The organism is Candidatus Uabimicrobium helgolandensis, assembly GCF_041508025.1.
Taxonomy (GTDB): Bacteria; Planctomycetota; Uabimicrobiia; order Uabimicrobiales; family Uabimicrobiaceae; genus Uabimicrobium; species Uabimicrobium helgolandensis.
This window is the reverse complement of sequence record NZ_CP165719.1, coordinates 2,008,534-2,034,343: the sequence shown is the minus strand read 5'-3', so window position 1 is coordinate 2,034,343 and position 25,810 is coordinate 2,008,534. Positions and strand designations below refer to the sequence as shown.

Below are 25,810 nucleotides of genomic sequence, written 5' to 3'. Positions count from 1 at the left end.
TGTCAAGATGTTGATTATTTATGCTACATAAAATTTATTTTTAGTTTTTGGTAACAGTGATTACTCGTTTGCCATTGTTTAAATTCTTGGAGCTGTTGTCTACACTCTTCGCTAGAAAAATTTACTTCTTTGCTTATTAAAGCTTTTTTTACTTCTTTTGTTAACCACCTTTCAAATTCTATTAAAAGAGGTAATTGAACTTGTCCTCTCTTCTCTTGTTGTTGTATTTCAATAATTAGGTCATAACGACTCCATGTCTTTGGGTACATAAAAAGATTTGGGTTTGCCAAAATTTGAATAACTTGCTGCAAAAGATTTTGCGAATGATTTATTCTCTCTTCTAGTTTATCAGTGTTGCTAGAGTTTTGTTGAAAAGCGTTCACCAATTCCCGATAAGAGTAAAGCATCTCTTGGTATATTTTTAATATTTCACCACGCGAATGTTTCATCATAAAAACAATGATAAAAAAATCTTTCCACGGAGTGAGAATACTAATAGGGTTAGGGATAAAGCTTAGCAAAAAATCAACTAAGGATTTCTTGCTTGTTGAGAAAGTTTGTTTGAGAGTTAATATTGAAAGATCTCGTTTCATACAGTCCAAATGATTGCGGGCTTCAATAACTAATTTTAACGGAAAACTAGGCAGTTCTTTTTTTGTATCGGACTCTTCTTTATAAAACTGCAAAAGATCACGAACTAAGAAAACTCGCGAAAGATGAAATTCAGCAAGAGCTAAATCATCACTCAAGCGAGAGTTATCCCTTTGCCAAGTTCGACGTAAGCTTCGATACATCTGCCAACTGTAAAACAGGTTATGAATATAATTAGTAAATGTTTCTAAAGTAACATCAAAGATGTTAATCAATTTTAGAAAACGCAACCCAATAGTCATTTGAAAAAACCTTAATAAGCGATTCGATTGCGCGATAAGCCTTTCTATTGGCCCAGGACGACCAGCATTTTCACTTAACAACGCAGTAAAAAAATTTCGCTTCTTTACAACTTTTTTCACATATAAATTTAATTGTGTTTCTTGGTTATTTTCGCTTAGTTTCTCTGCCTCTATAGAAATAAATTCCCCAATTCCTACTGTTCGAAGATAGTTACAAACCGCAATCTCATTTGGCATAAAGTTGATATTGATTGCAGGATAAACATCTCTACCAAAGATAGGTTTTTCTATTAATATTGGTTCAAGAAGTTCCAGTTGCGGTTCAAAGAATACAGGTTTTGCTAAAGACTCTGCTTCATAAGCCTCTACTGTAGATACTTGTTCACTAATAAATGCTTTGATCGCAACTTCATTTTCGCTTTCGTTTTTTGTCGATAAAGAATCGATAAAAGACAGTAGTTTTCTCTTAATTCTGTTTTTTTCTTTATAAAGTAAGGAAGGCTCATGCGATTCTAAATATTTCCACGAAATTTGCTGAATTACATCTGCTGCGCAAAAAACAACATCAGGATCGGAATCTCGTAAAATTTTTATGAGGTGAGGTAATATGCGTTTGGGGTTTTCGAATTGTAGAAAAGCCCAAGCTACTTGTTTTTTTAGTTCTCTGTCATTTTGAGATAAGGCATTCTTCAAAACAGCGCTTACTTTTTTATCAATGAAAGCAATTTTAGCAATAGTTTGAACTGCGTATCTTTTTATACAGATGTCATTTCTAAAATAAGCTTTGCAAATCTCAGCAGTAGCTTGCTTATTTCCTATTTCACCTAAACTCCATACTGCATAAATTCTAACTTCTCTATTATTATCTTTTAGTAGAGGAATTATAACTGGTATTGCAGCACTAGCTTCTTTGCCCATACGCCCTAAATACCAAAGGGCTTTTACTCTTAAGTTATCTTTTTTGAGAAAATGGATTAAAGAAAGAACTGGGAAAGGAATCTTTGCTTTCGCTAAAATCCAAATAACAAAGCCCTGTATTTCTTCTTTCTCTTTTAGTAAATCCACAAGTGTTTGAGTGATTTTTTCGTTTTTTGGACTCGAAGATATCATACGAGCTAAAGCTTTCGCAGCGCTCTTTTTTACACGGTCGCTAGAACTATATAAATTTATGATAAAAACCTCTTTAAATTTCTGCAACTGTTCAGAAGGAAATTCGTTGGCAGAATCCATCAAAAAACAACAAAAACTTTCATCTGCTAATGAAAAAGTAGCAAAAATCACTTCCAAAACGCCTAATATTTGTATTAGTGTTTTTGCTGCTTGATATTTAACACAAGGAACACGATCATATAAGCTCTCCTGCAGAGCAAGGACAACTTTCGTTGATTTGAGATCAAGAATCTTGATGGCTTCGGCGCTATATTCTCGAACATATTCATCTTGATCTTTTTAAGCCGTAAGCAACAAAGAGGTGACAGCCGGAATTTGTTTCTTAGAAACAACCGTTGGTAGAATTTCAATTATTCTACGTTTAGATTCTGCGCGCACTTGTATAAATTTATTGATCAAATCCTCTTGATTAATAAATTCACTATTTTCAATAAGAGATATTAATTCTTGTGGTTCCATGGTATTAAAGCCTTCCTCAATAAAATTGACTAAAAGAACCAAATTGTATTGATTTAAAGGATTTATTTACAAAGCAGTGAGATGCAGTTGTGATTAGTAGAAAGAAAGATAACATCAGAAATTAAAAGACGAGTTGTTCCTCTGAGTAAAATTGTTGAGAGGGATAAGCAGAATATCTGCCTTGATTTTATCTACATACAGATTTAGTATAACAAATGAAATAACTATGATTGTAGCAAATAATATTTTCTTTCACAGGGTCAGAAAGAGATGAAATAACTTAATAAAAAATTTTTAGGAAATTCTCCAGGAATAATTTTTCTATACAATATTTCTATAGCCTCAAGTCGATGTAGAGAAAGTTTTTTTAGAAAAAAAAATGCTGGTAATAGTGCTGCTATTGAATTTATCGGAGAACAACAACGCGAGGCTAAATTGTATAATAAATACAAAGATTATTATGACTATGTTTTTATATACAAAAATGGCATCATATTAGAATAACTAAGTCCTAGAACACAGTCTTTGTTTTTTAATTGATGACAGACCTTGACCTTGACCGTTTTTTCTAATAGAACAAGTCATGACTTTTATAAAGTTTGGTGTAGAAGCGGTCTTGCACTCTTCAGTCTTTGCAAACCAGAAAATTCAAATATTTTGCAAGTAAGTGACTACTTTTGGCAGGTCACTTAGTTAAAGCTATCTGCACATTATTTGTTTGTTAACCAGCCACCTTTTTGGCGCTTAGTGATACTTTGCAGTTCAATAATAGCGCGCTTAATGCTTATTCTGTGATGTTTGAGGTCTTTATAGATTTTATCGGCTTTTTTTCGTCTTTTAATCGCATCTCCAGCATCTAGAAAAGCTTCTATAAAAGGAAAAATCAACGAAAACATTGAGGATTTTTTTTGCGAAACGCCGTATAGTTCTTTGTTAATTTTTTCGCGATATTCTTGTACATTTTTCTTAATAGCATTTAGATCTTTTTGCTGTTCGCTGTTTTTTTCAATTTGTTCGCAAATTACTGCTGTTACATGATCATGGGTTAAAACTCCATATTCTTTGAAGCGCAGAAGTTGTTGTATACCCTCGTTTCTAACTATTGAACTTTTTGAGAGCATTTTATTACACATTAAGTAACAGTTTTCCCATGCTTGCCAACGGTAAACAAAATCTAACCCTGTGCCTTTAATATTCTGTAAGCCAATTATTTTGTTTAGAGTACCTGGAGCTGTCTGTTGGCAAATTTTTTCTATCACTTGGTTTCCTGTGGCGGAATAATTTTCAATGACTACTATTTTCCTTTTAAACCACGTATACAGTTGTTCGCGAAACTTTTTTTGATGCTCTTTTGGTCTAGCGCTTGAATGTATTTGGTTGTGCAACTGTTGATATTCTTGTAAAGCTACTATATTTGAATTATGAAATCGTATAATTTCTTCATAGTTCTCATATTCATGTTGCAATTTATGTTGTAAATCATCTACTTTTTCCCACAAGTCAATATATTTTTCTCCGATCATAGCTCGTAAACGATTTCGAACATGTTCAGAAGTGTACGATACTCTCATTTCTTTTGCCATTTTTTCTAAGATTTCGAGCGCATCTTTGCTGCTTGTGTTATCTTGAGGACATAAATAAATTTCTCCTATATATTCTTTCCATTCCTCGTCGATATAAGAAAGTAAACCATCGAGATTATTACCTATTAGAAAGTGGCGATCAGCACGGATATCTCTCACTAAAATACGAGCAAATACTTTGGATCGAGGTATGCGATCAGCGCGATTGTTGACAACTGTTGTTACCCATACATGCGGTTCATTGTAAATATCTTGTTTGTCTAAACCTAAGCGTTTCCAGTTCCCAAGAGCTCCTAAACGCTCATTTGCAGACATACCATTTGTAAATTCCAACTGCCGATTTTTAACTGGTGCAGGAGGGTAGGTTTTTAAAACGCCTATATCAGCAATCACACGATCAGCCATTTCTTTTATTGCATAGTCGTAAGGAATTCCCAACTCTTTAGCAATTTCTAAAACTAGCGCAATATTGTATGAATGCTCATTGTATGGAAATCTCGATAATACATCTTTAGGAATTAAACCTGCTTCTAGCCAACCAATACTTCTAAACTCAGTGTTTTTTTTCTTGGCTGTTTCTCGTAGCAAAGGAGTCATTTGTTCTTCGCTTACAATTACCTTAGATTTATCAGGTGTAAATACCGATATCGTTTCAGCAACGTCCATTCCAGACGGTCCTTGAACATCTTCGTGGTCGGGATATGTATTGGTAATTGTACTCAGATCATCGCGCATCCAGTCGGATTGTAAAACTTTTACATAAGCAGGATTTAAAGCCATACATTCCCACAGGAAAACATCGGACTCTAGCTTTTCACTCAAATGTACAAGATTATATTGCTCCCAAATCGTGGCCTTGTCATAAGGACGAAATAAAAAGATTTCTTCGGTTTGTCCAAAAGGCAGCGAATACAAAAACATAGCTTCGCAGCCGGTTGTTTTAGATACTAGAGAGTGACCTGTACTATTAATAAGTGCAGCCTTAACTCTTTCGGTACCAGACTTGCCTCGCGTTCCCCATCCTCCAAGAACTAAAGGAATTTTGTTTCTTGCTCGCGACATAGAAATATTTTGACATATATGCAAACCAAAAAACCATAATGCACACAAAAAAATAAACACAACTAAATGTATAACGGTGTTACTGTACGCAGAAAAAAAATATTGTTGAAATTTTAGAAAAAACTCTTCTAAATTCTTCCACCAAATAGGATCTATAATCAAAACTATGCAGGGAAAAAAGCGCAAGATACTCGAATCATTTCTTTGAGGTAAATCATTATTTAAGTGGCTCTGGAAATCAAAATGAAACCCTAATTTTGCCAACGAAGACAAATATTCATTTGGCTTACTTTGCATATTTTCCTTCCAATTTCTGAGCGATGCGTATTTAGTGAATTTAATTGTCAAAAATGCATAAGCCCAAATACGCATAATCAAAAAGCGTGGCGGAGCAATGCAAGTCACGCCCTCGTTTGTGTGAATGTATGTTTTCCGAAATAAAAAACAATTGTTTGCTGAAAGAATATCATCTACAAGTGGTAAATACGGTCGCCAGCCTTGTTCTTCATCTATAAATAAAGGTTCTCCTGGAACCTTCGTCGGGCTTAATTCGCAGTTAATATTCGAAGGAATACGACATGTGGCAGAGGAAACACGCGCTACTGTATGGCGAAATGCAGGACGCTTATCGGGAGCTGGTGTTTTGAATTCGTGTAGTATGCGCCACCAACGCATTTTGAACACGTATCCTCTCGTGATGCGTATAAATAGAAATCCCCAATGAACATCATAGTTATAATCATTTTGAGTAATAACTGCAATTACTCGCGCAACGATTATTTTATCAAATCCCAAAAAAAATTTTTTTGAAAATGTTTTTGATTTTTTTAAGGGAATTTTAGATAAATGCGTTTGTAAATTTAATAACAAATCATAGCGCTTTCTATCAGATAAACACCATAAGTACTCAAGGCAGTTGCTAGACCAACGCTTAAGATATGTATCAGGCGCGCTATTGTGATAATTGTCTATAGTATATCGACTTTGTTTAATCCAGTGAATCTCAAGCAATGAATTGTTTTTTTTCAATCTTAGAGCTGTTTCTTTTACCATATACATAGTCGTTTTTAAAACAAAAGGGTCGTTTTCTATGAATAATAGGTCCTGAATAAAACTAATGCTCATTTCTAAGCTTTGTTCGCAATCGACAAGCTCTCCAAGAGTTAGTATGGCCTTTGCTTTTACAGCAGCATCATCTTCATCAAAAATGAGTTTATGAAAATACTTCTTACGCTTGTTTACAGGGCTAAAACGAATAGCAAGACATGCTTCTTGTCGAACAGAAGAACTATCGTCTTTTACAATTAAGTTCATTATTCGGAAATACTCATTTAACTTTTCGGCGTTGCATGAAAAAACCTCAACAGCTCTACGTCTAACAAAAAAATCATCGCCTTTTCCAGGATGTAAAAAGCGATTTAGCAAAGTGCTTGCTAATGTTTTTGCATCGGACAAAAACGGAAGATACTCAATAGCTAAACATTGCAGCCATAAATACTCATCACGTTCTAAAGCGCAGCGATACAAGAAATGGATTATCTGTGAACTTATAGTTTGTAACGCATCGGGGAAAACAATCGCTGTTCCAAGCAGACAATCAAATGCTTTCAAGCGTAGTTGTTGATTACGATTATAATCTAAAAATAGTTCGCAAATATTTATTAATTGCAATTCATTGTATAAGAATTTGTCTTTATCTGGTGACTGGCAAAACAAAACTTTCCAACGTTCAAGAGCAAAATCAACTTGTAGCTCTTTATCACCAACTATTTTTTGATAACGATCAATCACCGCATCATAATCAAAATAGCGACTGAAGGCTTTGATATCTTTAGATATTTGTTGTCGCGTTGCTCCTAATTCAAGACAATAATCAATGATCCGGCTTTGCTGTTGGCGCACAGTTATCGCTTGGTCGTATTCGTTTATAAATGTGGTGTGTAATTCATCCATCTTTCGTAAATAGTTGTAATTGTTTTGTAGGTAATCACGAATAAACAAACACAAGATTTTTTTACTATCTACAGCTGGAGATTGTTTTTGCCATTTGTCAAAGTCGAGCCACATAGTACCAAGAACATTTTTTTTAAGTTTTGTCTGATAACTATTCATTCCTATGCATATAAAACTGTAAAATGATTTTTTTTGCATAACTCACTCTTAAAAGTTCGCAAAATGATTATTGTCACTATAATCATTTTGATAAATGCGACGGTGACGTATAGAACGAAAGCGAACTTCTGATGGTGAAAAATCGCGATACGCTCGACCATAACCCCAATGGAATGAGAGGAAAACAGTGCTACTTACTTCACCACTATCAAAATCATAGTTTGCATTTGCCCCCATTTCGAGCCGATTTTGATTTCTACACCAATAGTTCCAAAGAACGTTTATCCTGACGGAATCGCGCAAGACAAACTGATCACGATCATCATCAGGAAAAAAAATAGCGTAGCGATATGATAAATCTACTTCAAAAGTACCTATAAGTTGCCTCCATTCGGCTGTTATAATAAAACGATCAGGAGTGACAACATTCTCATTGAAAGTTATAGCACCCCCAAATCGCCATTCTGTATCTAGCCAAGGACGATGGATAAGTGTATCTGCGACGGACAATCCCCATAAATGATCTGCTTTAAATGCAGTGAATATATCTTGGTCGATATCTTCAATATCGAAGTCATCGTCATTTTTTAGTGAAAGATAGTAGGCAAAAATGTCTAACTTCATCAAGTGATCTGTTTTGGGGTTTATTGTTGCGAGATATCTCAACGTTCCACGAAAATTAATAGACCACTCCGCACCTTTTTTAGGAGTCAAAACATCTCCATCGGGCCACTGCATAAAAAAACTGGAATAAAGCGATATACTTAGAGGAATATCGTATAAACGATGATAAAGAGTTTCCGAAACACCCAATGTGGGTCCACCATCCTGATGAAAACGATTGAGTAGTTGTGTTTTAAAATAAGTATCATACCACGGGTTATAGTAGCGGTGAGAAAACGAAAGCTCTGAATACTGACGCGCATCTATATCACCATCGTCGTCGTCAAAAACGCGGCGGCGAGCTACTGCTCCTTTTACTGTCCAAGTTCCATCTTCTTGACCACCTAAAGAGTATTCATCTCGTAGCTGCACTTTTCCTCGAAACTGTTGTTCAGATGAAATTTGTTGCTCAATAATAGGACTAAAAGGCTTATGGTACAAGGTCAATAAATGCTCTTGAGATCGTTTTTTTTCTGTTGTGTTTGCTTGATAAAAAAAGCGGAAAAACGCTTGCTCCATGTTCTTTGAGGGGAAAATGCGTATTTTTCGCAGACCAAATTCTACACTATGATATCTCGAAATTGTTTTTTCTCCGCGTAGTTCATCCATCCGCAAAATAGTTGGTCCTTCAATGTAAAAAACAATAGGGTTTTTACGAGAAGCAACGTAATAAGAGCGCTTCACTTGCTTTTGTATATTCTCAACCTTCATACCTTGCTTCTCTAAAAAGTTTAGTATTACATATTGATTAAGAATGGGATTGTTGATCCATATTTGCAAATGATGTTTTCCTTGCGGTATATCTATTGAAAATTGATAAAAATAATTTTGCTTGTGTAACTTTATCGACTGTATTGCCTGTTGATTTAATTGATAGTTCAATAACACAGTTTTTGGTCGTAAATTTCCAAGATAAAAAGCTTTACAACGAACAATGACTTTAACATTTGTTATGTTTTTTAAAACCATATTCGCTTTTTCTTTACCAAAGATAACAATGTCTTTTTTACTTTGAACAGGAAAAAGATTTTGCCTTAAACGTAGCTTAGGACTTTCCGGTTTAAAACCAATTACTTCTTTTTGTAATAAACCATCACTATATTCAACATTCTCTACTTTTTTCCACGTCGATGTTTCCATAATTTTTGCATATATTGATTGCAGCTCGGTAACATAAAAGTATTTGCTGTATATTTTTTGTGCTTGCAATTGTACTCGTATTTTCAATTGAGGATATAAACACAGGCGTCTATACAACAATCGCATTTTGCGGACTGCTCCCTCCCTGTTTTCTTCCATAGGTAAATTCATTAACTTTAACCACAAATTTTGATTTAAGTAGCTTGCTTCTTTTACTTTCAATGGAAATTTATCTAAAAGTTTTTCAGGAAAACGATGTGAAATATACGAAAAAGACAGTAATTTTTCTTCAGAAGATAAAGTATGTTTGTGTTGGTCAAAATATTTTAATATAGGTTTTTTCCACCCCATTCGAAGAGCTAACCATAATCTCTTTTCATCCGACAGTTGCCACCAAAAAGCATGTTGTTTTTGTGGTTGAATTTCAACAGTGGGATTAAGCATGTAAGTAAATGGCCTGCGTGAATTTAAGTTTTCATTTTTAGAACCATCATCTACGCAAATTATCTCTTTTTGCGATGTAATGAGATACTCGGGTATGTCTGTTTCATAGAGAGGTACGTTACATTGGTCGTTTTGGCAAATTTTTTGCAAAGTAAAAGGTGTTAATTGCGGAAGATCGCCTATCTCAAAAAATGGTTGTGATGAATAAACACGAACCCATAGAGGCAAAAACTCTCCATAAATTTCAATTTTATGTCGCCCACGGGGAATTTCCAGTTCTTTTACTACAAGACGATAAGCTGAATGGTCAGATTTTGTTACAAAACGTAAGTTTTGATTGGTAGTTTGGTTGATAAAATTTGGTATTGTAGATAACTGTCCATGTTGGCGAATTATAATCCACTCTTCTCCTTCGTAATTTTTGATCATTGAACGCATTTCTAATCGAATTTTTTTCGGCCCAAGGACCTCGATGATGACAGGCTTTTTCGGAGAAGAAACAAAACCTTGGGAATATAAATTGCGATTGATTGTATATAATTGATCTGACCCACTAAAACTAGTGACACTAGAAATGTCCTCTTCCCATACATAATTTCGCACGTCATTTTTTAACCACTTTTCCCATAACTCAATTCCATGTAATCGAGTTTCTATGTTCTTAGAACGTAACTTATCAGAGATATAAAAACTTTGAGTAATCATTCCTGCTAGTTTTTTCCCTTGAGTAGTACTATTTTCAAAACTATCTCTTGCTAACCTTAATTGTTTTTTATACGAATAAAACACACCCAACCAATAATTGCTTTTAATTTTAGGCAGAGTACTATTAAACTTATGAAAAGTTTGCCACCAATTTAATTTTACACAACAGTGAAGTATATTTTCTACTGTTGATTGTTTTTTGGGCAAGGAAAGAAAAAGCATAAGTGCCAGCTGATAATCTCCTTCTCTCAATAAAAACTTAGCTAAGCGATTTTGCATATCGAGAGCAAAATCTTGAGTAAATTCCATTACAAGAAGTTGGCGAATAGCAATACTATTTTTTTGGATTTTGTATAGTTTAATTAATATTTCCATTGCTTTTCGACGTACAATTTTATTTTTTTCATGTACAACTAAACCATGCAAATAACGCCGCGCTAGATAATTTTCTCCTAAATTTAATAGTGCTTTTGTTCGTTCTATCTTCGCAATATTTTGATAATTGTAATGACCACTATTTAAAATTTTTCGCCACAGTGCTAGGGATTCTAGCCATTTTTTTTGTTTTTTTAAAAACTTAGCTTTCTGATACAGCTTGAGAACAATAGATAAAGATATTTGCGGTGTATTTGGATATTCATCAATATTACGTTCATAGCTTTGCTTATAAGTTGATGATGTATTATCACACAGTGTACTTAAAGGTTTCCAATGGTTATAGATAAATTTCAAACTCTCCCTATCAACAACAACGTTGCTTTTTTCTTTTGCCATATAGTGACGGAATATTGCTGACAAGAGTTGACTTTGTTCTATACGCCTAACAGATTCCCAATACTCGCTTTCCGTAAGTTCATAAGGTTTTGCTTTAAGAATATGAACTCCTACTTCTAACGAAATATCTGAGTTTTCGCGCCAAATGCGTATTTTTTTTGTACTGTGGTGGATATCTATTTCAGCTACTTTGCCTTGAATAATCGAATGTGGCAAATCAAGATGTATTTTCTTTTCGCTTAGTTGGTGATCGATATTGTTATAGCTCTGCCACTGAGAAGGCATATAGTAGTCATTATGTAGTTCTTTAGAAAAGCCGTGTATATCTACGAATTCAGGAACAGAGTTATCCTGTTGAATCCACACTCGTTGCACATATTTTAATTTTTGATCACTATGAAATACTAAACGCAGTCTTCGATCTACTTGTGATGGCAAAACACTATAAGTGTGCAAGTTATTCTTATTAGGTACTTCAAAAAATATAGCGCTACTTGCTTTTCTCTGAGAGCCAATAAACTGCTCATTAAATATTCTTTGTTGTATTTTTCTTGTTTTTCCTAACAATTGTGGTTTATAAAAATATCGCGTCGTTTTACTTGTCGAGCTGCATTTACAATCAGGAAGAAGATTTTGATAAAAGGTATAAAACCCTAAAAAATCTTGCCATATTGCGCGAAATTGTAAATTGTCAAAATGGCGTATTGCTATACCCTGAGCAAATCTAGCTCCAAAAAGCCCACCATATTTGTAAGAATTATTATAGGCTAATAAACGCATTTTTTTTTCTTGCCACAGTATATCATCAGAGTACTTATTTGTTAAACCAATAGCGTTAGGGTAATAAAAGAGAAATTTTTTTGCCCATAAAGAGTTATATTGAGTGCTTTTCTCTCTTAGTTGTTTGGCATTTAATTGCGGTTCATTCCACCTAGGAAATAAATAATCTCCTTGTTTATGATCAACCAAGCGCATATATAAATGAGCGGTTGAATCAATTTTAACGGTATACTTCCCTGGTGGAATATTGACATAACCTTTTTCCATAAATGACAGCGAGCGCGCTTTTTCCCCTACACGCATAATTCGAAATCTTTCGCGTGTAGTATCAAAGTCAATTACGCGCAATAATTTATTATCTAATGATATGCGTATTTGATAATGTTGAATGCTTTGGGATGTAAAATGAGAGTATACAAAATAATTTTGGATTTCTAAACGCCGAGAACCTTTGATTCTAAAAGTTATCGGTTCGCTAGGCTTTATTTCCCAAAAACTTTTAGAATGAAGTTCCCACGATTTTCTTATATCTAGATGATTGTTAGAAAAGCAATGTAGGTTGCGATTGGGAGCAATTTTCTCTAAGGGTTGATAGCGTGCAACAAAAACACCAGCAAGTAAGCTTTTTTGGTAATAGCCAGGTCGATATATTTTAACAATGCAAGGTTGCGGAAGTTGCGGTGCGTAAACGTATTCATTTTTATTGTTGGTTGCTTTACCTTCGATTTGTTGATAAATTCCTAATCCTGACGAGTATGATACCTCTAATGCATTTCGGGGCATTTCTTCAGGCGAAATAATACGTAGAGCACTCCATTTGTCTAGAAGTATACGTATTTCACCATGAGGTAAAAAATTAATGTAGTTAATTTGGCAATTTTTACAGAAAGAGGCGCGTTGTGTATATATAGTATCCATCTCATTCTCAATATTATCCCAGCGTAAAGCCGTATCATATTGTTGAGAAAGTTGATGGTTGCTTTCATCTATTTGCGTTTTTGCAAAAGAAAAAAAAACAATTAGTGCGCCCAAAAAGAATTTCATTCTGTCTCCTTGCATTTTAGGCATTATATTTGCTCATGAGAATTATTAGAATAACTATGCTTAGAAGTGAAATGCAATAATTGTGCCACTTATTCCAAAATACCTACTAGATCGGGAGCATATTACCAATTAGTCAAAGAGTGAGAATCGAAGATTAATATTTTATAAGACTTGTAGCCTCAGTAGTGAGTATATTGGTACCTTCATCGAAAATATAGGTTTTTCTGAAATGTACTCACAATGATGAGTGTTTTATTTTTATATAAAAAAAGACTTTTTCTTTTCGAATGCAACTACGACTAAGGACATAGCTACAATCACTAATTTTTTAATGTTGCCTTTAAATTGATGAATGTCCTAAAGCATCACACAAATTCCATATGAAAAAATACTTTTTCTTATTTATATTTATATTAAGCCTAGCATTGATAAAGACAATTTTTCGTCTAGAGAAAAAACCTTTGATTTACCGGGTCCAAGGAAGTTTTTCTAATGTAATATCAGCTCCTCATGATGGCTATGAACTTTACACCGGAAAAATAGCTCATGAAATCTCTAGTTCCTTAAAGTGGGGGCTTGTGATCGCAAAATACTATCGAGCACCTTCTATAAATCGTTGGATAAATGTCAACAGACCGACAGAAAAGTTTTTTCGCGACGGAAAGTTGTCAAAAGCAATAAAGACAAAAAAAGCAGTAGCTGTATTTCAACAATATTTAAAAAATATCAAACAGGCGAGCAAATCAAATATTTCTATATTGGTAGAAATACATGGTCATAACCGCAAATATCCAAAATCACATGAATTCATTTCCTCAATCGAAGTAACATCAAAAGGTTTTACTTACGAAGAATTATTAATCCTAGCTAGCAACTATAAAGAAGTTGTCTCGCGACAACAGCCGCATACTATCTTTCCACTACAAGTAGATTATTTGTTGACGGAATCGCAAATAAATTATTCAGCTCAAAAAGCAAAAACAATAGGTATTTTTAATCAAGATTTTATCCATAAATCACTGCACTTTGAATTACCCAAAAAACTAAGAACAAACGACGTTTTACGTAAGCAGTATACGAAAATTCTAATAAAGTTACTACACAACCTTCAACAGAGATCTTCATGAGAAAAATTGTCGCATTATTTTTTCAGTTCAAATATATTTTTAAATGGCAGTGGTTGTTTCTACTACCAAAAGTTATTATTGTTGTTGTTATCGCTTTATTGATTGAGAAAAGCAATTTTTTTTCCCATTTTTATCTTTATGATCGACTCATGAATACGCAACAACAAAAACAAGCACACGTCATTATTGTAGAGATTCCTCAGCAAGAACATTCTTTACAGCAGTGGCTTGAATTAATACAGCAATTACATGAAAAGCTTTTGGTAAAAAAAATTGTCTTAAATTTTATACCACATCGCAATAACAAAAAAGTATTGCGTTTTTTACAAAAGCCTTATATTTTTTTCGTGAATGAAAAGCCTAAACCTCGAAACATTGAGGCGGTTCAGTATATTCATACTCCTCTACCAGTTGCCATCAATGGGATATGCCGCGATCAAAAAATTTTAAATAGCTCTACTCAAGATATTACAGCAATTACAAATTCCAATATATCAGGTAATAAATTCTTGATTAACTTTAACAATCGCATTATCCGGACAACTTCAACTCAAATTTTAAGTAAAAAACTAATTTCTCAATTAACAGCTGGAAAAATAATCCTTTTGGCAAAAGAAAATCGCACACAAATATACACCCCTTTAGGATCTAAAAGCATTTCATTAGAAGAATATCAGGCCTATGCAATCAATTCATTAATCAATAAAACGTATCTAAAAACTATACCAAAAGAGTTATATATCCTGTTGTTAATCGTATTTGTCATTGTATGTTTTGCAATACACACCTTAATAACAGGAAAGATGTTGTATATAAATATTTTATTTTCCCTGCTTCTCATGTTAGTTGCAGCAATACTATTTTTTGATAATTATTTCTTACCTATTCTTCCATTTGTCGTTGCACAAATAACAATATATATTTACGAAGCAAATCGAAAAAATCGTTTATTACATCGCACCTTTCAAAAAATATTTTTGCGCTGGTCAGACTATTTAAAAAATTCATTAATTGATAGCTCAATATCTCTAGGTAATTGGTCTCACTCTTTAGATGCATTAGGAAGTACACTTGGATTAGAAAAGTATGTATTTCTGAAAAAAAATGATGATAGTCCATACCTAGAAATTGTGAGAATCGAAGGTTGCGAAATAAATGATGTTATTGAAAAACGTCGAGATTGCCACCGTTCGCCCTATGACAAATGCTATTCTATGCAAAAATCCATTCTATTAAAACAGCGCTCTTTTTTTAAACAGGAGTTAGGAAAAAATCAATACCTAGTCCCTCTAATCTTTTCTCAGCATCTACTAGGGTTTTTAGCATGCTCCAAGCCAGCAGAAAAAAATGAAGAAGCGTTCGAGTTTACATTGAATAATTATAGTCACCACCTTAGCGAGTTCATTTATCAAAAAGACTTTGTCGAAACAAAAAAGCTAAAATCTCTTGATTCTTCCAGTATTGAAATAGAAAAATTACGCGACAACTTAGAAGCTTTTTTTAAATTAATTCGCAATAAGTTTATAAGATACTCAAACTTAATAAATCTTTATTCTACTCCTACAATATTGTACTCTATAACAGGTCGCCCTTTTTATATAAACCAACAGGCAATAATATTTTTCAAAAAAGAAATGATTTCTATACAACAAATTTCTTTAACAGATTTAATTACAAAACTAGGGGGATATTCAAAAAAGCAAAGCCAGAAACTTGTTGTTGAGTGTATTTTCGAGCAAAAAGAGGTAGCAATTCCCATAGATTTAATTAATAATCGTTTACAGTTAAAAATCTCTCCTCTAATTACATCTGACAATCAAAAAAAATTAGAAAGTATAACTTGTGAACTTGTAGCAAAAGACACAATGAAATCGTTCACTGATCTAGCCGTACTTACAAAAAAAATGGGGAACTATACTCGTTCAGAGCTTTCAAAAGCATTATTGTCTATATCACTGCTACGTAACCTTACCGACTCTAACCATAATTTAATAGATATGGTTGAAGATAAGATTTCATCTGCAAACAGTATGACAGAAAAATGCGAGTATTATTTAAATTTATACCAAGAAACGGAAGACATTCCTGTTTTTCCTGTGGATAGCTTTATGCTTTTTGAACAGGCAACAAAAAGACTCCAGAAACAGTTACTGGAAAAACATATAGCTATAGTTATTCACAAGCCTAGTTTTCCCAATTATTCTTTGGCAGGATTAAATTTGCAAAGAGTATTTTTTCAATTACTACTTATCCTTGTACAGGATGCTCAAAAGAATAGTAAGTTAAACATATTCATAGAAGAAGCAAAAGAAACCATATCTTATCATTTTTGTAACATTGGTATTGGAATGCCAAATGATCTGCTACAGAGTTATTTAACAGACGAACATCCAAACATTCCTGAAGAATACAAAAGCTTGTCATGGTGTACAAAAAAAATAACAACATGGCGCGGCAATATTCAAGCAAAAAGCCACGTTGGAATGGGAATGGAGTTTATAATTACAATGGATATTTTTTAGGTGAAAAATGAGTAATAATAAAGTACTTGTTGTTGACGATGACCCTGATATAGTGGGCTTGCTTGAAGTAATTTTCACGAGTATGGGTTGGGATGTAATCACTGCAAAAACAGGTAAGGAAGCCAAAGAGCTCCATAGCAATTATAATAAAAAAATATGTGTCATTGTTTTAGATGTACAAATGCCAGAATTCGATGGATTTATGTTTCTCGAATGGTTACGAAATGAACGTAAGTCACAAGTGCCTGTAATTTTATCTACAGGACTAAGTATCGATCAAGTCGGTCATAAAGCAAATGAATATTCAGATATTGAAGTACTAAACAAGCCATATACTATGCAACAACTAGTAATGAAACTAAAAAAATGGAAAGTATAATTCAATTTGTCCAGTGGCTTTTTGAGCAATTATTTCTAGGGATTTTTCCAGAAGGTAGTCTTGATCAATCTATTGTCACAACTGTATGGGTGGGGGTTATCGTTGTTGCCTTCTTTAATCAAAGGCTAGGCTGGACATTTTCAGGATTAGTTATTCCTGGGTACATAGCACCTTTAGCTATTGCAAAACCAATGGCGGCAGGCATAATTATCGTTGAAAGTTTGATTACTTATGCAATTGTGCACTTCTACTCTGAAGTACTGTCGCGACTTAAAATATGGTCAAGTTTATTTGGACGCGATCGTTTTTTTGCCTTAATTTTGGTAAGTATTATTGTGCGCTTAATTTTTGATGGCTGGTTACTCCCTGCGACAAGTGTATTTATCGAGCAGCATTATCAAACAAGCTTTGATTATCAAAGCAACCTCCACAGTTTAGGTCTTATTATTATAGCACTCACGGCTAACTTGTTTTGGCACAAAGGTATTATTCGAGGTATAGTTCCTCTTGCAACTACGGTATTTGTAACCATATTAATCATTCGTTATATACTTATGGAATACACTAATTTTAATATTGGTAGTCTAGAATATATGTATACCGACTTTGCATTAAGCCTTGATGCCAGTCCTAAGGCATATATTATCATTATTGTCTCCGCTATTGTATCATCGCGAATGAATCTACTATATGGCTGGGATTTCAACGGAATATTAATACCAGCGTTACTCACTCTTTACTGGTACGAACCAATAGCAATATTATTTACGCTTATTGAAATGTCTATTGTCTTACTCACGGCCACTGCCATTCTAAAATTGCCTTTTATGGCAAATAAAACGATTGAAAAATCAAAAAAGGTAGTTCTATTTTTTCATATCACTTTTGCCTATCGTTTTATCCTAGGATATGTATTTTTATGGAGTGAAATAGGAACAGGACGTGCTAATGATTTATTTGGTATTGGTTATCTTGTTTCAACTTTAATGGCTGTGAAAATTCACGAAAAACAGATTTTTTGGCGGCTAGTTCGAGCAAATTTACAAACATCTATCACTGCTGCTGCACTAGCAAATGTCGTTGGCTTTTTTTTTATCCTTGTTCCATGGAATTATTTCATAAATAAACCACTAAACAAAAGTGTTAAAGAAATCCACGTTACCAAAATGTCTGCACGTGTTTTCTTAGAAAAAGAACTGTTGAATACGTATAAAAATAAGGTATATTCAACATATCAACGTCCAAATCTGGGAGAGTTATATAACTTTAAAAAAGGAATACGAAATATCTGCGAATACTTAGGCTCGCGTCAACAACAAAACCTACTGCAAGCGAACATTTACTTGCAGAATAGTGGTTATCAACTGTACAAAACTCCCAATTATATTTATCTCAAAGAACACAAACATAACGGTAGAGGCATTTATATATTTAGTCTAGTAACAAACAAGAAACTTTTACTTTCGATTCCGTTCCCAATAGAAGAAAAAACATTTCTTCCTGCAATACATTTATTTTCTCAGACGCAAGCAAGAATCGTAGCTATTTCAAATACAAGTATCTCCGAACTAAATGCAACAACAGCCAGCAAAACTTTTTTTCATTATTTTCACTCTGTACTTGAATCTTACAAGCATGATATAGTACAAATACGATCAAATATTCGTTCCAAAAACTCTTTAGCGGCTAGTTTGTGGATCAATAACAATATACCTCGCGATCTAGATCTGCAAGCCCTTCAAAAATCTCTTGGGCGATTGGATGTACAACTACAACCGCTGCCTGAAGGAAATATACAACGTAGTGACAGTCAAAATAATTTTATAGAATTAGTACTTGGCGAAACATCACTATACGAACTATTATCTCAAAATAATAACATCTACTCAAAAAAGACTGTCAATGAACATATAACAGAGCATAAAGAAAAAATTGCACCTCGCAATAGTAATCTATATCAACCGCCAAAAATAGAAGAGCTACTTTTTTTTGATGAATTGGTTTTTACTCCATTAGTTAAGCTACAAAGGCAATTTCCATCAAAGTTAAATATACAGGTATTGATAAAAAAGATTAAGTTAATAAATATTTATGCAGGCTATGTTGGTTATAAAACGATCCTTGTTAAGGATGATAAGAACTACTATTTAATAGTACAAGAAAATACAAAGACATATAAAAAATACCAAGGTCTATATATTTTGAGATTAACAGAATATACTCCTTATTTTATTCAGGCTCCTCGCCCTTTGTTTGAGAAATACACTTTCGAATTCGCTAGCCAATTGTTTTTCGACAAAAAAGCAATGGCTCTTGCCGTTTCCGGAGCACATATTTTTAGCAGCAATACTAACACTTCTGATCTTTTGCATCGTGATAACAAAGTAAACATGTTAAATTTATTTTACCAAGTAATACTAAGAGAGAATTTTACTAAACCAGTACTTGCTATACAAATCCGCGCTTTTTCGTTAAAAGAAAATAGAGCTTATCCTGCGTCTGATGTACTTATGTCCTCTTCACAGCTAAAAACCAATAGTCGTTTATCCTTTCTGGCCAATACTTTATTTCGTTCATTAATCAATCAAAACCTCTCTGTAACTATCGTTAGCGGAGATCAACAAACGTCTCCTTACTCTGTATATAATTTTTTTCAGGCGAGATATTTAAAACAACTTTCAAAAAAAGAGTTAGTTGTTTTGTGGTTATCACCCTATATACGCGATGAGTACAATCAAAGTAAGCTAAACTTTAAAGCACGCCAGATAAATGCTCTTAACATAAAAAAAATCCAGGATTTATCGAAATTTATGCAGAACCGTACACTGAAAGACTCTTCATCAAAAAAAATAATAAAGGATTTACAGCTTTACACTTCCTACCAGGATATTATTATTCTCTACCAGCTGATGAAAAAATCATCTTATCAATTCTATTACTATGTCGATCCTGAGTCACAAAAAATAATTATTTTAGCTTGTCAAACGCTATTGCATATGCCGGTTATTATAAACATTTCAGTTGCACCTACTCATAGAACAAAGTTTGCAACATATATGAAATATAATAAAAAAATGATTCAAAAATTTATAAAATCGCGCTACACATTTTTAATACCTAGGTAATCAAATGAAGAAATTTTTAGTTATTCTAATTCTTTTTATGCTGTGCTATTTTCACAAAGAGCTTTATATTCTATATACTCAAACACATGATAAAATACTTGCTGTTATTAATTCAAAAAAAACAGAAAAAACCTCTAACTCACCATCTTTAAAAAATGTAACTATAAGTAAGGTCTATTTACTAAAAACAGATAAATGGCTATACTTTGATATCAGTGCAACTCAAAATATAAAAATTACGACTACTGCAAATATAAAACAAAAGCTTAGTCAAAACTTAATTGATAAAGAATGGTTCTATAAAGTAGAATTTGAAATGATATCTGATAGCGGTAAAACTATATTTTCCAAAAACCAAACTCTACGGACAAAAATACCTATATATAAAAAAAACAACCTGTTGTTTACAGAAAAATTTTACCTACAGCAAGAAAGCATACCTGGTATTAGCAATAATTCTGAGACGGAACTAACCGACATAAAACATTATGATAGGCTGCGAATTCGCCTAGTAAAAAAAAACAGGCACATCGACAGTGTTGCTGTACGAGTTTACAAAGAAATAATAAATAGTAGTCGTAAAATTCCCTACATCTGGAAGCGCCTGGGAGAACAAGAGCAACAAAAAGTTTCTTCAGATAATTTATATCCATACAAGTTATTACATGAAAAAGAAAAGTTTTCTCTTCTGCAACAAGAGTGGAAGCCTTTAGCACCTAAAGGTATTCCAAGTAAAGACTATGAATACAAAAATCTGTATCGCTTAAATAAAATAGATGGTACGTTAATAAAACAAAGTATACTTCCTGAGGGCTTTTTCTTGGATAAAGATTTACGTAAAACAATCAATATTCCTATCCAAGGAGCAAAACTTCATTTACAACTTACTTCTATGCAAAAACAGAGTAGCAAAATTTGGATTATTTGGCATGGAAAAGGCATTAATAACAAAAATTCAAAAACATTGACATTTAAAAGCTTTCAAGAGTATTCTTTCTTTTTTGAGACGGGATTGGTTGAAATAATTACATTACAACCATTGTTGCTAAATGGAAAAATACAAGTAGAAGATCGATGGATTAACCTTCTTGATACCAAAAAATATATTAGAAGTTTCGCATCCCAAAAAAAGCCAATCATTTATCGTTTGTTTCATGAACAAAATCGCAAAACACCTATACGTTTGGATGTACGTTATTTTTCGCAAAAAAGATTTCTTTCAAAAAAACCTCGCTTAGTAGAATGTCACATATTGACAAAACAAAAAAAACTTTTACAAAAACTACTTTTAAAAACTGCATTTTCACTTTCTAATTACGCTATAATTTGGGAAAAACAACAAAAATACTATACAAGTGAACCGCAAAGCCATTATTTTCAAGTGCCGAATGACGCTTATTATTTGATGATTAAATCTAACACAAGTAGATTAGTTACTAACTTATACAATCGACCTCCTACACTAATAAAACATACAAGTGTTCCTGAAGATTATTACATTGACTATGATAAAAAAAATAATCCTAGTTGGTTTTTACTATCGCCTTCTAATTATTATACATTAGTTGAAAAACAACAAACAAAGCTAATTTCGTTACAAACAAAACCTAAAGAAAATCCAAATATTACAACAGAACAAGCACCAAGTTGGGAAACATATCAACCTAATGATAAATGGACAGGACAATATATTTTAATACCAGAAGAGGTAGAGGAAATAAACTCCAGCAAAGAAAAATTACCATTTCAATATTATAAAATTGATAGTAACAGTAAAAATGCTATTTCTTTCTATGCTGACTACCAACAACAACAAGTAAATCCCACTCTTCTTTATCACAATAGACAAAAAAAGAGATTCTCTCCTATTCGAATATACATTGACAACACTCTTATTTATAGCAATAGATTACTTTCTACTATAGGACAAATTACTTTGCCACCTATTGCAGTCGGCAAAAAGTTACTAGATATACGCACTGCGCAAAATATAAATTTTTATATAAACTATACTCATCGTAAAACTTCGATGTTGCGAAAACAAATGGCAATAAAGCTCAATAAGAATTTACAATTTGTATATACAAAAAACCTCAATGAAGAAAATATTCTTATTCGCGTTTATCATCTGTGGGGAGAAAAGCGACGGTCAATTTTTCGTGTAAGCATAAAAAGTCAACAACAAGCATATCAAATAAAGAATGACTGGACATTTTATCGTCGTACTTTTTCAGTAAAGCCAAATCAAAAAAAACAATGCTATAGCTTGCATTCTAAAGAAATACTTGATAATGGAGAATTAATTATTTTTCCATTAAAAGCAGATATTATGGAAGGGAAATACAATATAGAGCTGGAACAATTGTCAGGTAATGCTAAATACTTGACAATTGCTAAATTACAAATCGAACCAACAAACGAAAGAGAAATCTTTTATGCAAAATAGTGAGTATAGTAAAGCATTCATTATGAATTGTCCTGTTTGTTCGAATAGCTAACACAAATTTAAGTTCAGTGGCATTTTGTTCTTTAATTTTCTAGCTTTGTTGCTCCTCTGTTACGCAGCTACGGCTGCGCGCCTTCGTCGCGCCGCGCTATAAAAATAAAGCTCTGCATTCAACGGGTAACTACTTTTGTCAAGTCACTTAGTTTTAAACATCGACAGATATCAATAATAGAAGCACATTCAGTAGTAGATCGGCGAGCAATTCTATAAAAACGAGCTTTCTCGGCAGAACTAAATTCACCAGCACCTTCTGCTATATTTAAAGAAATCGACAAAGCAACACGCTGGAGTTGATTAGAAAGGTGAGAGTGGCCTTTTGGTAAATACTCTACAATTTTATGCGCAAGGATAACAGATAAGTTTTAATGTAATACAGGAAATCGAAAAGTGCCACTGTCGTTTATGCTAAGGAAGGGTAAGTTGCAGGAAACTAAAATATATCACATATTTTTTGCGCGAAGAATTACAATTACAATTGCAAACCAAATAGAAATCGAGAATTTTGCGCCTGATTTTCAAGTAACAAAACAAAAAGAATTACTAGGCTCTGTCTCTTTTTCTACCAGCCAAACGATCTCAATGCTATTACCATCTGAATCTTCAGAGGTTTGCATACTTGGATGATCAACTTCCTTCCATTTCTAGTTTTGCAGGTAGTTTTTGAGATATTCATTTCTATTTTTCAATTTGCCGCTATTCGTAAATACTCCTCTCGGAATCTTTACAAAAAATGGTATCATAGTAGATTACTAACACAGGTTTTATTTCTAAACATTTGAAATAAAATATTTTACAAATACATCTGGGGATTTTTTATGCCTTTCATCTCGCAGAGAACAATGAATAAATCTCTTAGTTCTGCAATACTCTTCCCAGGATAAAAGCAAATGCGTTCATCTCCGATAATAGAACGGCCGATTCCCCAATGTTTCAACCGAATATCGAAATACACTATCCATCCTTCTTTGTTAGCAATTTTATATGCTTGCATAAAATCCATTGTATTTACTTCCATTTATCTCCCCTTCTAAAAGTTTTTTGTAGTGTTTTTATAGTAACAATCTTGGTCACAAATGGAAACCTGATTTCTTGAACGAAATTCCCCTACATACTGCGCCGAAATTTCCCTACTAGATGAATATGAAAACTCCCACGTCATAATTAAGAATCTCCCGGTTTCCAAAATAACGCGCGTTTGGTAAGTTATCTTTTTTTATTGGGAGTAGTGATTATGAGGTTGATGGAACAAGAAAAATTTACGGGAATTACTTTTCATCCGACAACAAATGAATTTATTCATAGATATTATCAATCTCTTCCCCAAATAGATTCTTTTCAAGCAAGAAGTGAAAATTTATTTATTTGGACATATGAAGGATCCCGACAACTCGTTTTGGATAGTGTCCCGGAAATTAGCCATGAAATCTTGTACAACACTAATGTGGTTGCAGTGCTTCTCAATGTTATGATTGATGACATTGCCGACATGATACTGGATGAAAAGCTTCTACATGGAACTCTTGAAATTTTAGAAACAGGGCAAGACCGTCATGGTATATTGCATTCATTTCCAGAATGGCAAATGTATTTATCCTTGTTAATGGACATAAGAAATCACCTGAATGAAACAATTAAAACATGGCCACAATACACATTATGGATTTCTGATCTAGTATTTTTTATCAGGCGACTTAAAACAGCAATGATTGGCAGTCTTTATTTTAATCAATCTTTTCACAAAAGCAAAACATCTAATTGGAACTTTGAAAAGTATGTCACTGAAATGTCTCCACCAATTCACACATTTATTTATGGCATTTTTAACCTAATGCTAATAGAAGAATTAGAATACAAGGAACGAGAAGCAATTGTTTCCTCGCTATACCAAGGGGAGCAATTTATGGCAATGAGTAACTGGCTTTCCACTTGGGAAGTAGAGATTGAGCAAAACGACTACACCAGTGGAGTTGTGTTGTGGGCATTAAATAATAGCATACTCAGCAAGGAAGAACTGAACGATGTCCCGCATGCAAAACAAAAAATTAATAAAAGTGTTTGTATATCTGATTTTGCCAAAAAGATGGAAGAAAAACTTTCTATTATCCAAAGTTTGCGTTCTAGAGTCAGCACCTTTAGTCTGGAAAAGTATATAGAAGATTTACGTGAAGTCCATGATCTACACATGAACTTTAACAAAATGCTGAAATATCAATTGGGGAATGAAATTATGTTATCACAAGAAAAAAAGAACAAAATTACAGAATATTACAGTGAAGCTGATAAATCATACCAGAACTGGGGCAACTCTGTCTACGAACTACACTATGGTTATAGAGACTACCCACAAGACAACCACCACACTTCTCTCATTCGTATGAATGAAGAAGTAGCGCAAGAGGCAAAGATCCAAAAGGGAGATAGAATCTTAGATGCTGGTTGCGGAGTAGGAGCTAGTGTGATTTGGCTGGCGAAAAACTTTAATGCTACTGTTTCGGGAATTTCAATTTCTCCTTTGCAAGTTGAAAAAGCCAAGGAGTTTATGAACAAGCATAAACTAGAGTCACAGGTGGATTTTTCGGTTCAGGACTATACCAAAACCAATTTTCCCGATAATCATTTCGATGTTGTTTGGGGATTAGAAAGCATCTGTCATGCTATTGATAAAAAAGATTTTATCAAAGAAGCCTGGCGAATATTGAAACCAAATGGTCGCATTGTTGTCGGTGATACTTTTTTAGTACGAGAAGAGTTGACAGAAATAGAAGAACACGCACTACAAAAATGGCTAGATGGTTTTGCCATTGACAATCTAGCTTCCACAAAAGGGTTTACCGAAAACCTAAAGAATTGTAGTTTTGAAAAAGTCAAAGTACGAGACATTACAGAAAATATAATGGGCTCAGCCCAGGAAATTTACCAACGTGGTAAAAGTGGGTATCCTGATGATTTAATCAGCAAAAAGAAAAGTATTGTACAAATTAAACATGTAGAAGCATGTTTATTTCAAAAAATCGCCCTGGATTTTGGATTGTGGAGGTATCAGATTATTAGTGCACAGAAATAACTTTTTACGCTCCTGATTTCGACCCTGCTCCTGATCCTGATCCCTTCAAACGTCACATTTGTTATGTGAAGTTTGATAAAGAATTAGCCATTCACTTATAAAGTTTTGGGAGCAGGATCGAAATCAGGAGTGTAACTCATCTAAAATATTTCATTTTCATAAAAGCCTACCTTGACAGCCATTTTTTACCAGCAACTAACAATCCTTCAATTTGAATTGAAACACATCCCGAACATTTACTGTATTTATTTTCAAAAA

General features: G+C 33.4%; 13 protein-coding genes. 7 read left to right on the top strand and 6 right to left on the bottom strand.

The window, feature by feature from the left end:
- Positions 1-23 precede the first annotated feature (23 nt).
- The 4 genes from UABHE_RS07475 to UABHE_RS07460 all read right to left on the bottom strand — a co-directional run bounded on the left by UABHE_RS07475 (position 24) and on the right by UABHE_RS07460 (position 12,829).
- Positions 24-2,174 carry a HEAT repeat domain-containing protein gene (locus UABHE_RS07475; protein ID WP_372369625.1) on the bottom strand — a complete coding sequence of 717 codons (2,151 nt, stop codon included), beginning with the start codon at positions 2,172-2,174 and terminating at the stop codon, positions 24-26.
- A gap of 168 nt (positions 2,175-2,342) precedes the next feature.
- Positions 2,343-2,522 carry a hypothetical protein gene (locus tag UABHE_RS07470; RefSeq protein ID WP_372369624.1) on the bottom strand — a complete coding sequence of 60 codons (180 nt, stop codon included), beginning with the start codon at positions 2,520-2,522 and terminating at the stop codon, positions 2,343-2,345.
- 710 nt (positions 2,523-3,232) lie between these two features.
- A complete protein-coding gene (locus tag UABHE_RS07465) occupies positions 3,233-7,318 on the bottom strand; it encodes a hypothetical protein (RefSeq protein ID WP_372369623.1) in 4,086 nt (1,361 codons plus the stop codon).
- Between the two features lie 9 nt (positions 7,319-7,327).
- Entirely contained in the window at positions 7,328-12,829 is a 5,502-nt protein-coding gene (locus UABHE_RS07460) for a hypothetical protein (RefSeq protein WP_372369622.1), read from the bottom strand.
- Between the two features lie 380 nt (positions 12,830-13,209).
- On the opposite strand from UABHE_RS07460, the gene UABHE_RS07455 reads away from it, so the two are divergent.
- Genes UABHE_RS07455 through UABHE_RS07435 form a run of 5 tightly spaced genes read left to right on the top strand, consistent with a single transcriptional unit; the run spans position 13,210 to position 22,428 of the window.
- On the top strand, positions 13,210-13,956 hold the full coding sequence (locus UABHE_RS07455; RefSeq protein ID WP_372369621.1) for a hypothetical protein: 747 nt from the start codon (positions 13,210-13,212) through the stop codon (positions 13,954-13,956).
- Positions 13,953-16,478, top strand: coding sequence for a hypothetical protein (locus UABHE_RS07450; RefSeq protein WP_372369620.1), 2,526 nt, complete (start codon positions 13,953-13,955; stop codon positions 16,476-16,478). Before UABHE_RS07455 ends, UABHE_RS07450 begins: the two co-directional genes overlap by 4 nt.
- Positions 16,479-16,485: 7 nt before the next feature.
- Positions 16,486-16,857: a response regulator gene (locus UABHE_RS07445; protein WP_372369619.1), complete on the top strand. Its 372-nt coding sequence runs from the start codon at positions 16,486-16,488 to the stop codon at positions 16,855-16,857.
- Positions 16,845-19,982 carry a poly-gamma-glutamate biosynthesis protein PgsC/CapC gene (locus UABHE_RS07440; protein WP_372369618.1) on the top strand — a complete coding sequence of 1,046 codons (3,138 nt, stop codon included), beginning with the start codon at positions 16,845-16,847 and terminating at the stop codon, positions 19,980-19,982. The genes UABHE_RS07445 and UABHE_RS07440 overlap by 13 nt, the downstream gene beginning before the upstream one ends.
- Before the next feature lie 4 nt (positions 19,983-19,986).
- Complete coding sequence (locus UABHE_RS07435; RefSeq protein ID WP_372369617.1) at positions 19,987-22,428, top strand: hypothetical protein; 2,442 nt, start codon at positions 19,987-19,989, stop codon at positions 22,426-22,428.
- Between the two features lie 170 nt (positions 22,429-22,598).
- On the opposite strand, the gene UABHE_RS07430 is transcribed toward UABHE_RS07435, so the two are convergent.
- A complete protein-coding gene (locus UABHE_RS07430) occupies positions 22,599-22,823 on the bottom strand; it encodes a four helix bundle protein (protein WP_372371584.1) in 225 nt (74 codons plus the stop codon).
- An 85-nt stretch (positions 22,824-22,908) separates the two neighbouring features.
- Between UABHE_RS07430 and UABHE_RS07425 the strand changes: the two genes are divergently transcribed.
- Positions 22,909-23,112 (top strand): hypothetical protein, encoded by a 204-nt coding sequence (locus UABHE_RS07425; RefSeq protein WP_372369616.1) that lies wholly within the window; start codon positions 22,909-22,911, stop codon positions 23,110-23,112.
- Between the two features lie 166 nt (positions 23,113-23,278).
- Here the strand turns inward: UABHE_RS07425 and UABHE_RS07420 are convergent, their stop codons facing one another.
- Positions 23,279-23,503, bottom strand: coding sequence for a hypothetical protein (locus UABHE_RS07420; RefSeq protein ID WP_372369615.1), 225 nt, complete (start codon positions 23,501-23,503; stop codon positions 23,279-23,281).
- A 216-nt stretch (positions 23,504-23,719) separates the two neighbouring features.
- Here UABHE_RS07420 and UABHE_RS07415 point away from each other — a divergent pair, with 216 nt between their 5' ends.
- A complete protein-coding gene (locus UABHE_RS07415; protein WP_372369614.1) occupies positions 23,720-25,552 on the top strand; it encodes a methyltransferase domain-containing protein in 1,833 nt (610 codons plus the stop codon).
- Positions 25,553-25,810 lie beyond the last annotated feature (258 nt).

Bases quoted from the DNA above. Each gene is read 5' to 3' on its own strand.
- UABHE_RS07470 (WP_372369624.1), bottom strand. From the start codon at position 2,522: ATGGAACCACAAGAATTAATATCTCTTATTGAAAATAGTGAATTTATT.
- UABHE_RS07465 (WP_372369623.1), bottom strand. From the start codon at position 7,318: ATGCAAAAAAAATCATTTTACAGTTTTATATGCATAGGAATGAATAGT.
- UABHE_RS07460 (WP_372369622.1), bottom strand. From the start codon at position 12,829: ATGAAATTCTTTTTGGGCGCACTAATTGTTTTTTTTTCTTTTGCAAAA.
- UABHE_RS07455 (WP_372369621.1), top strand. From the start codon at position 13,210: ATGAAAAAATACTTTTTCTTATTTATATTTATATTAAGCCTAGCATTG.
- UABHE_RS07450 (WP_372369620.1), top strand. From the start codon at position 13,953: ATGAGAAAAATTGTCGCATTATTTTTTCAGTTCAAATATATTTTTAAA.
- UABHE_RS07445 (WP_372369619.1), top strand. From the start codon at position 16,486: ATGAGTAATAATAAAGTACTTGTTGTTGACGATGACCCTGATATAGTG.
- UABHE_RS07440 (WP_372369618.1), top strand. From the start codon at position 16,845: ATGGAAAGTATAATTCAATTTGTCCAGTGGCTTTTTGAGCAATTATTT.
- UABHE_RS07435 (WP_372369617.1), top strand. From the start codon at position 19,987: ATGAAGAAATTTTTAGTTATTCTAATTCTTTTTATGCTGTGCTATTTT.
- UABHE_RS07420 (WP_372369615.1), bottom strand. From the start codon at position 23,503: ATGGAAGTAAATACAATGGATTTTATGCAAGCATATAAAATTGCTAAC.
- UABHE_RS07415 (WP_372369614.1), top strand. From the start codon at position 23,720: ATGAGGTTGATGGAACAAGAAAAATTTACGGGAATTACTTTTCATCCG.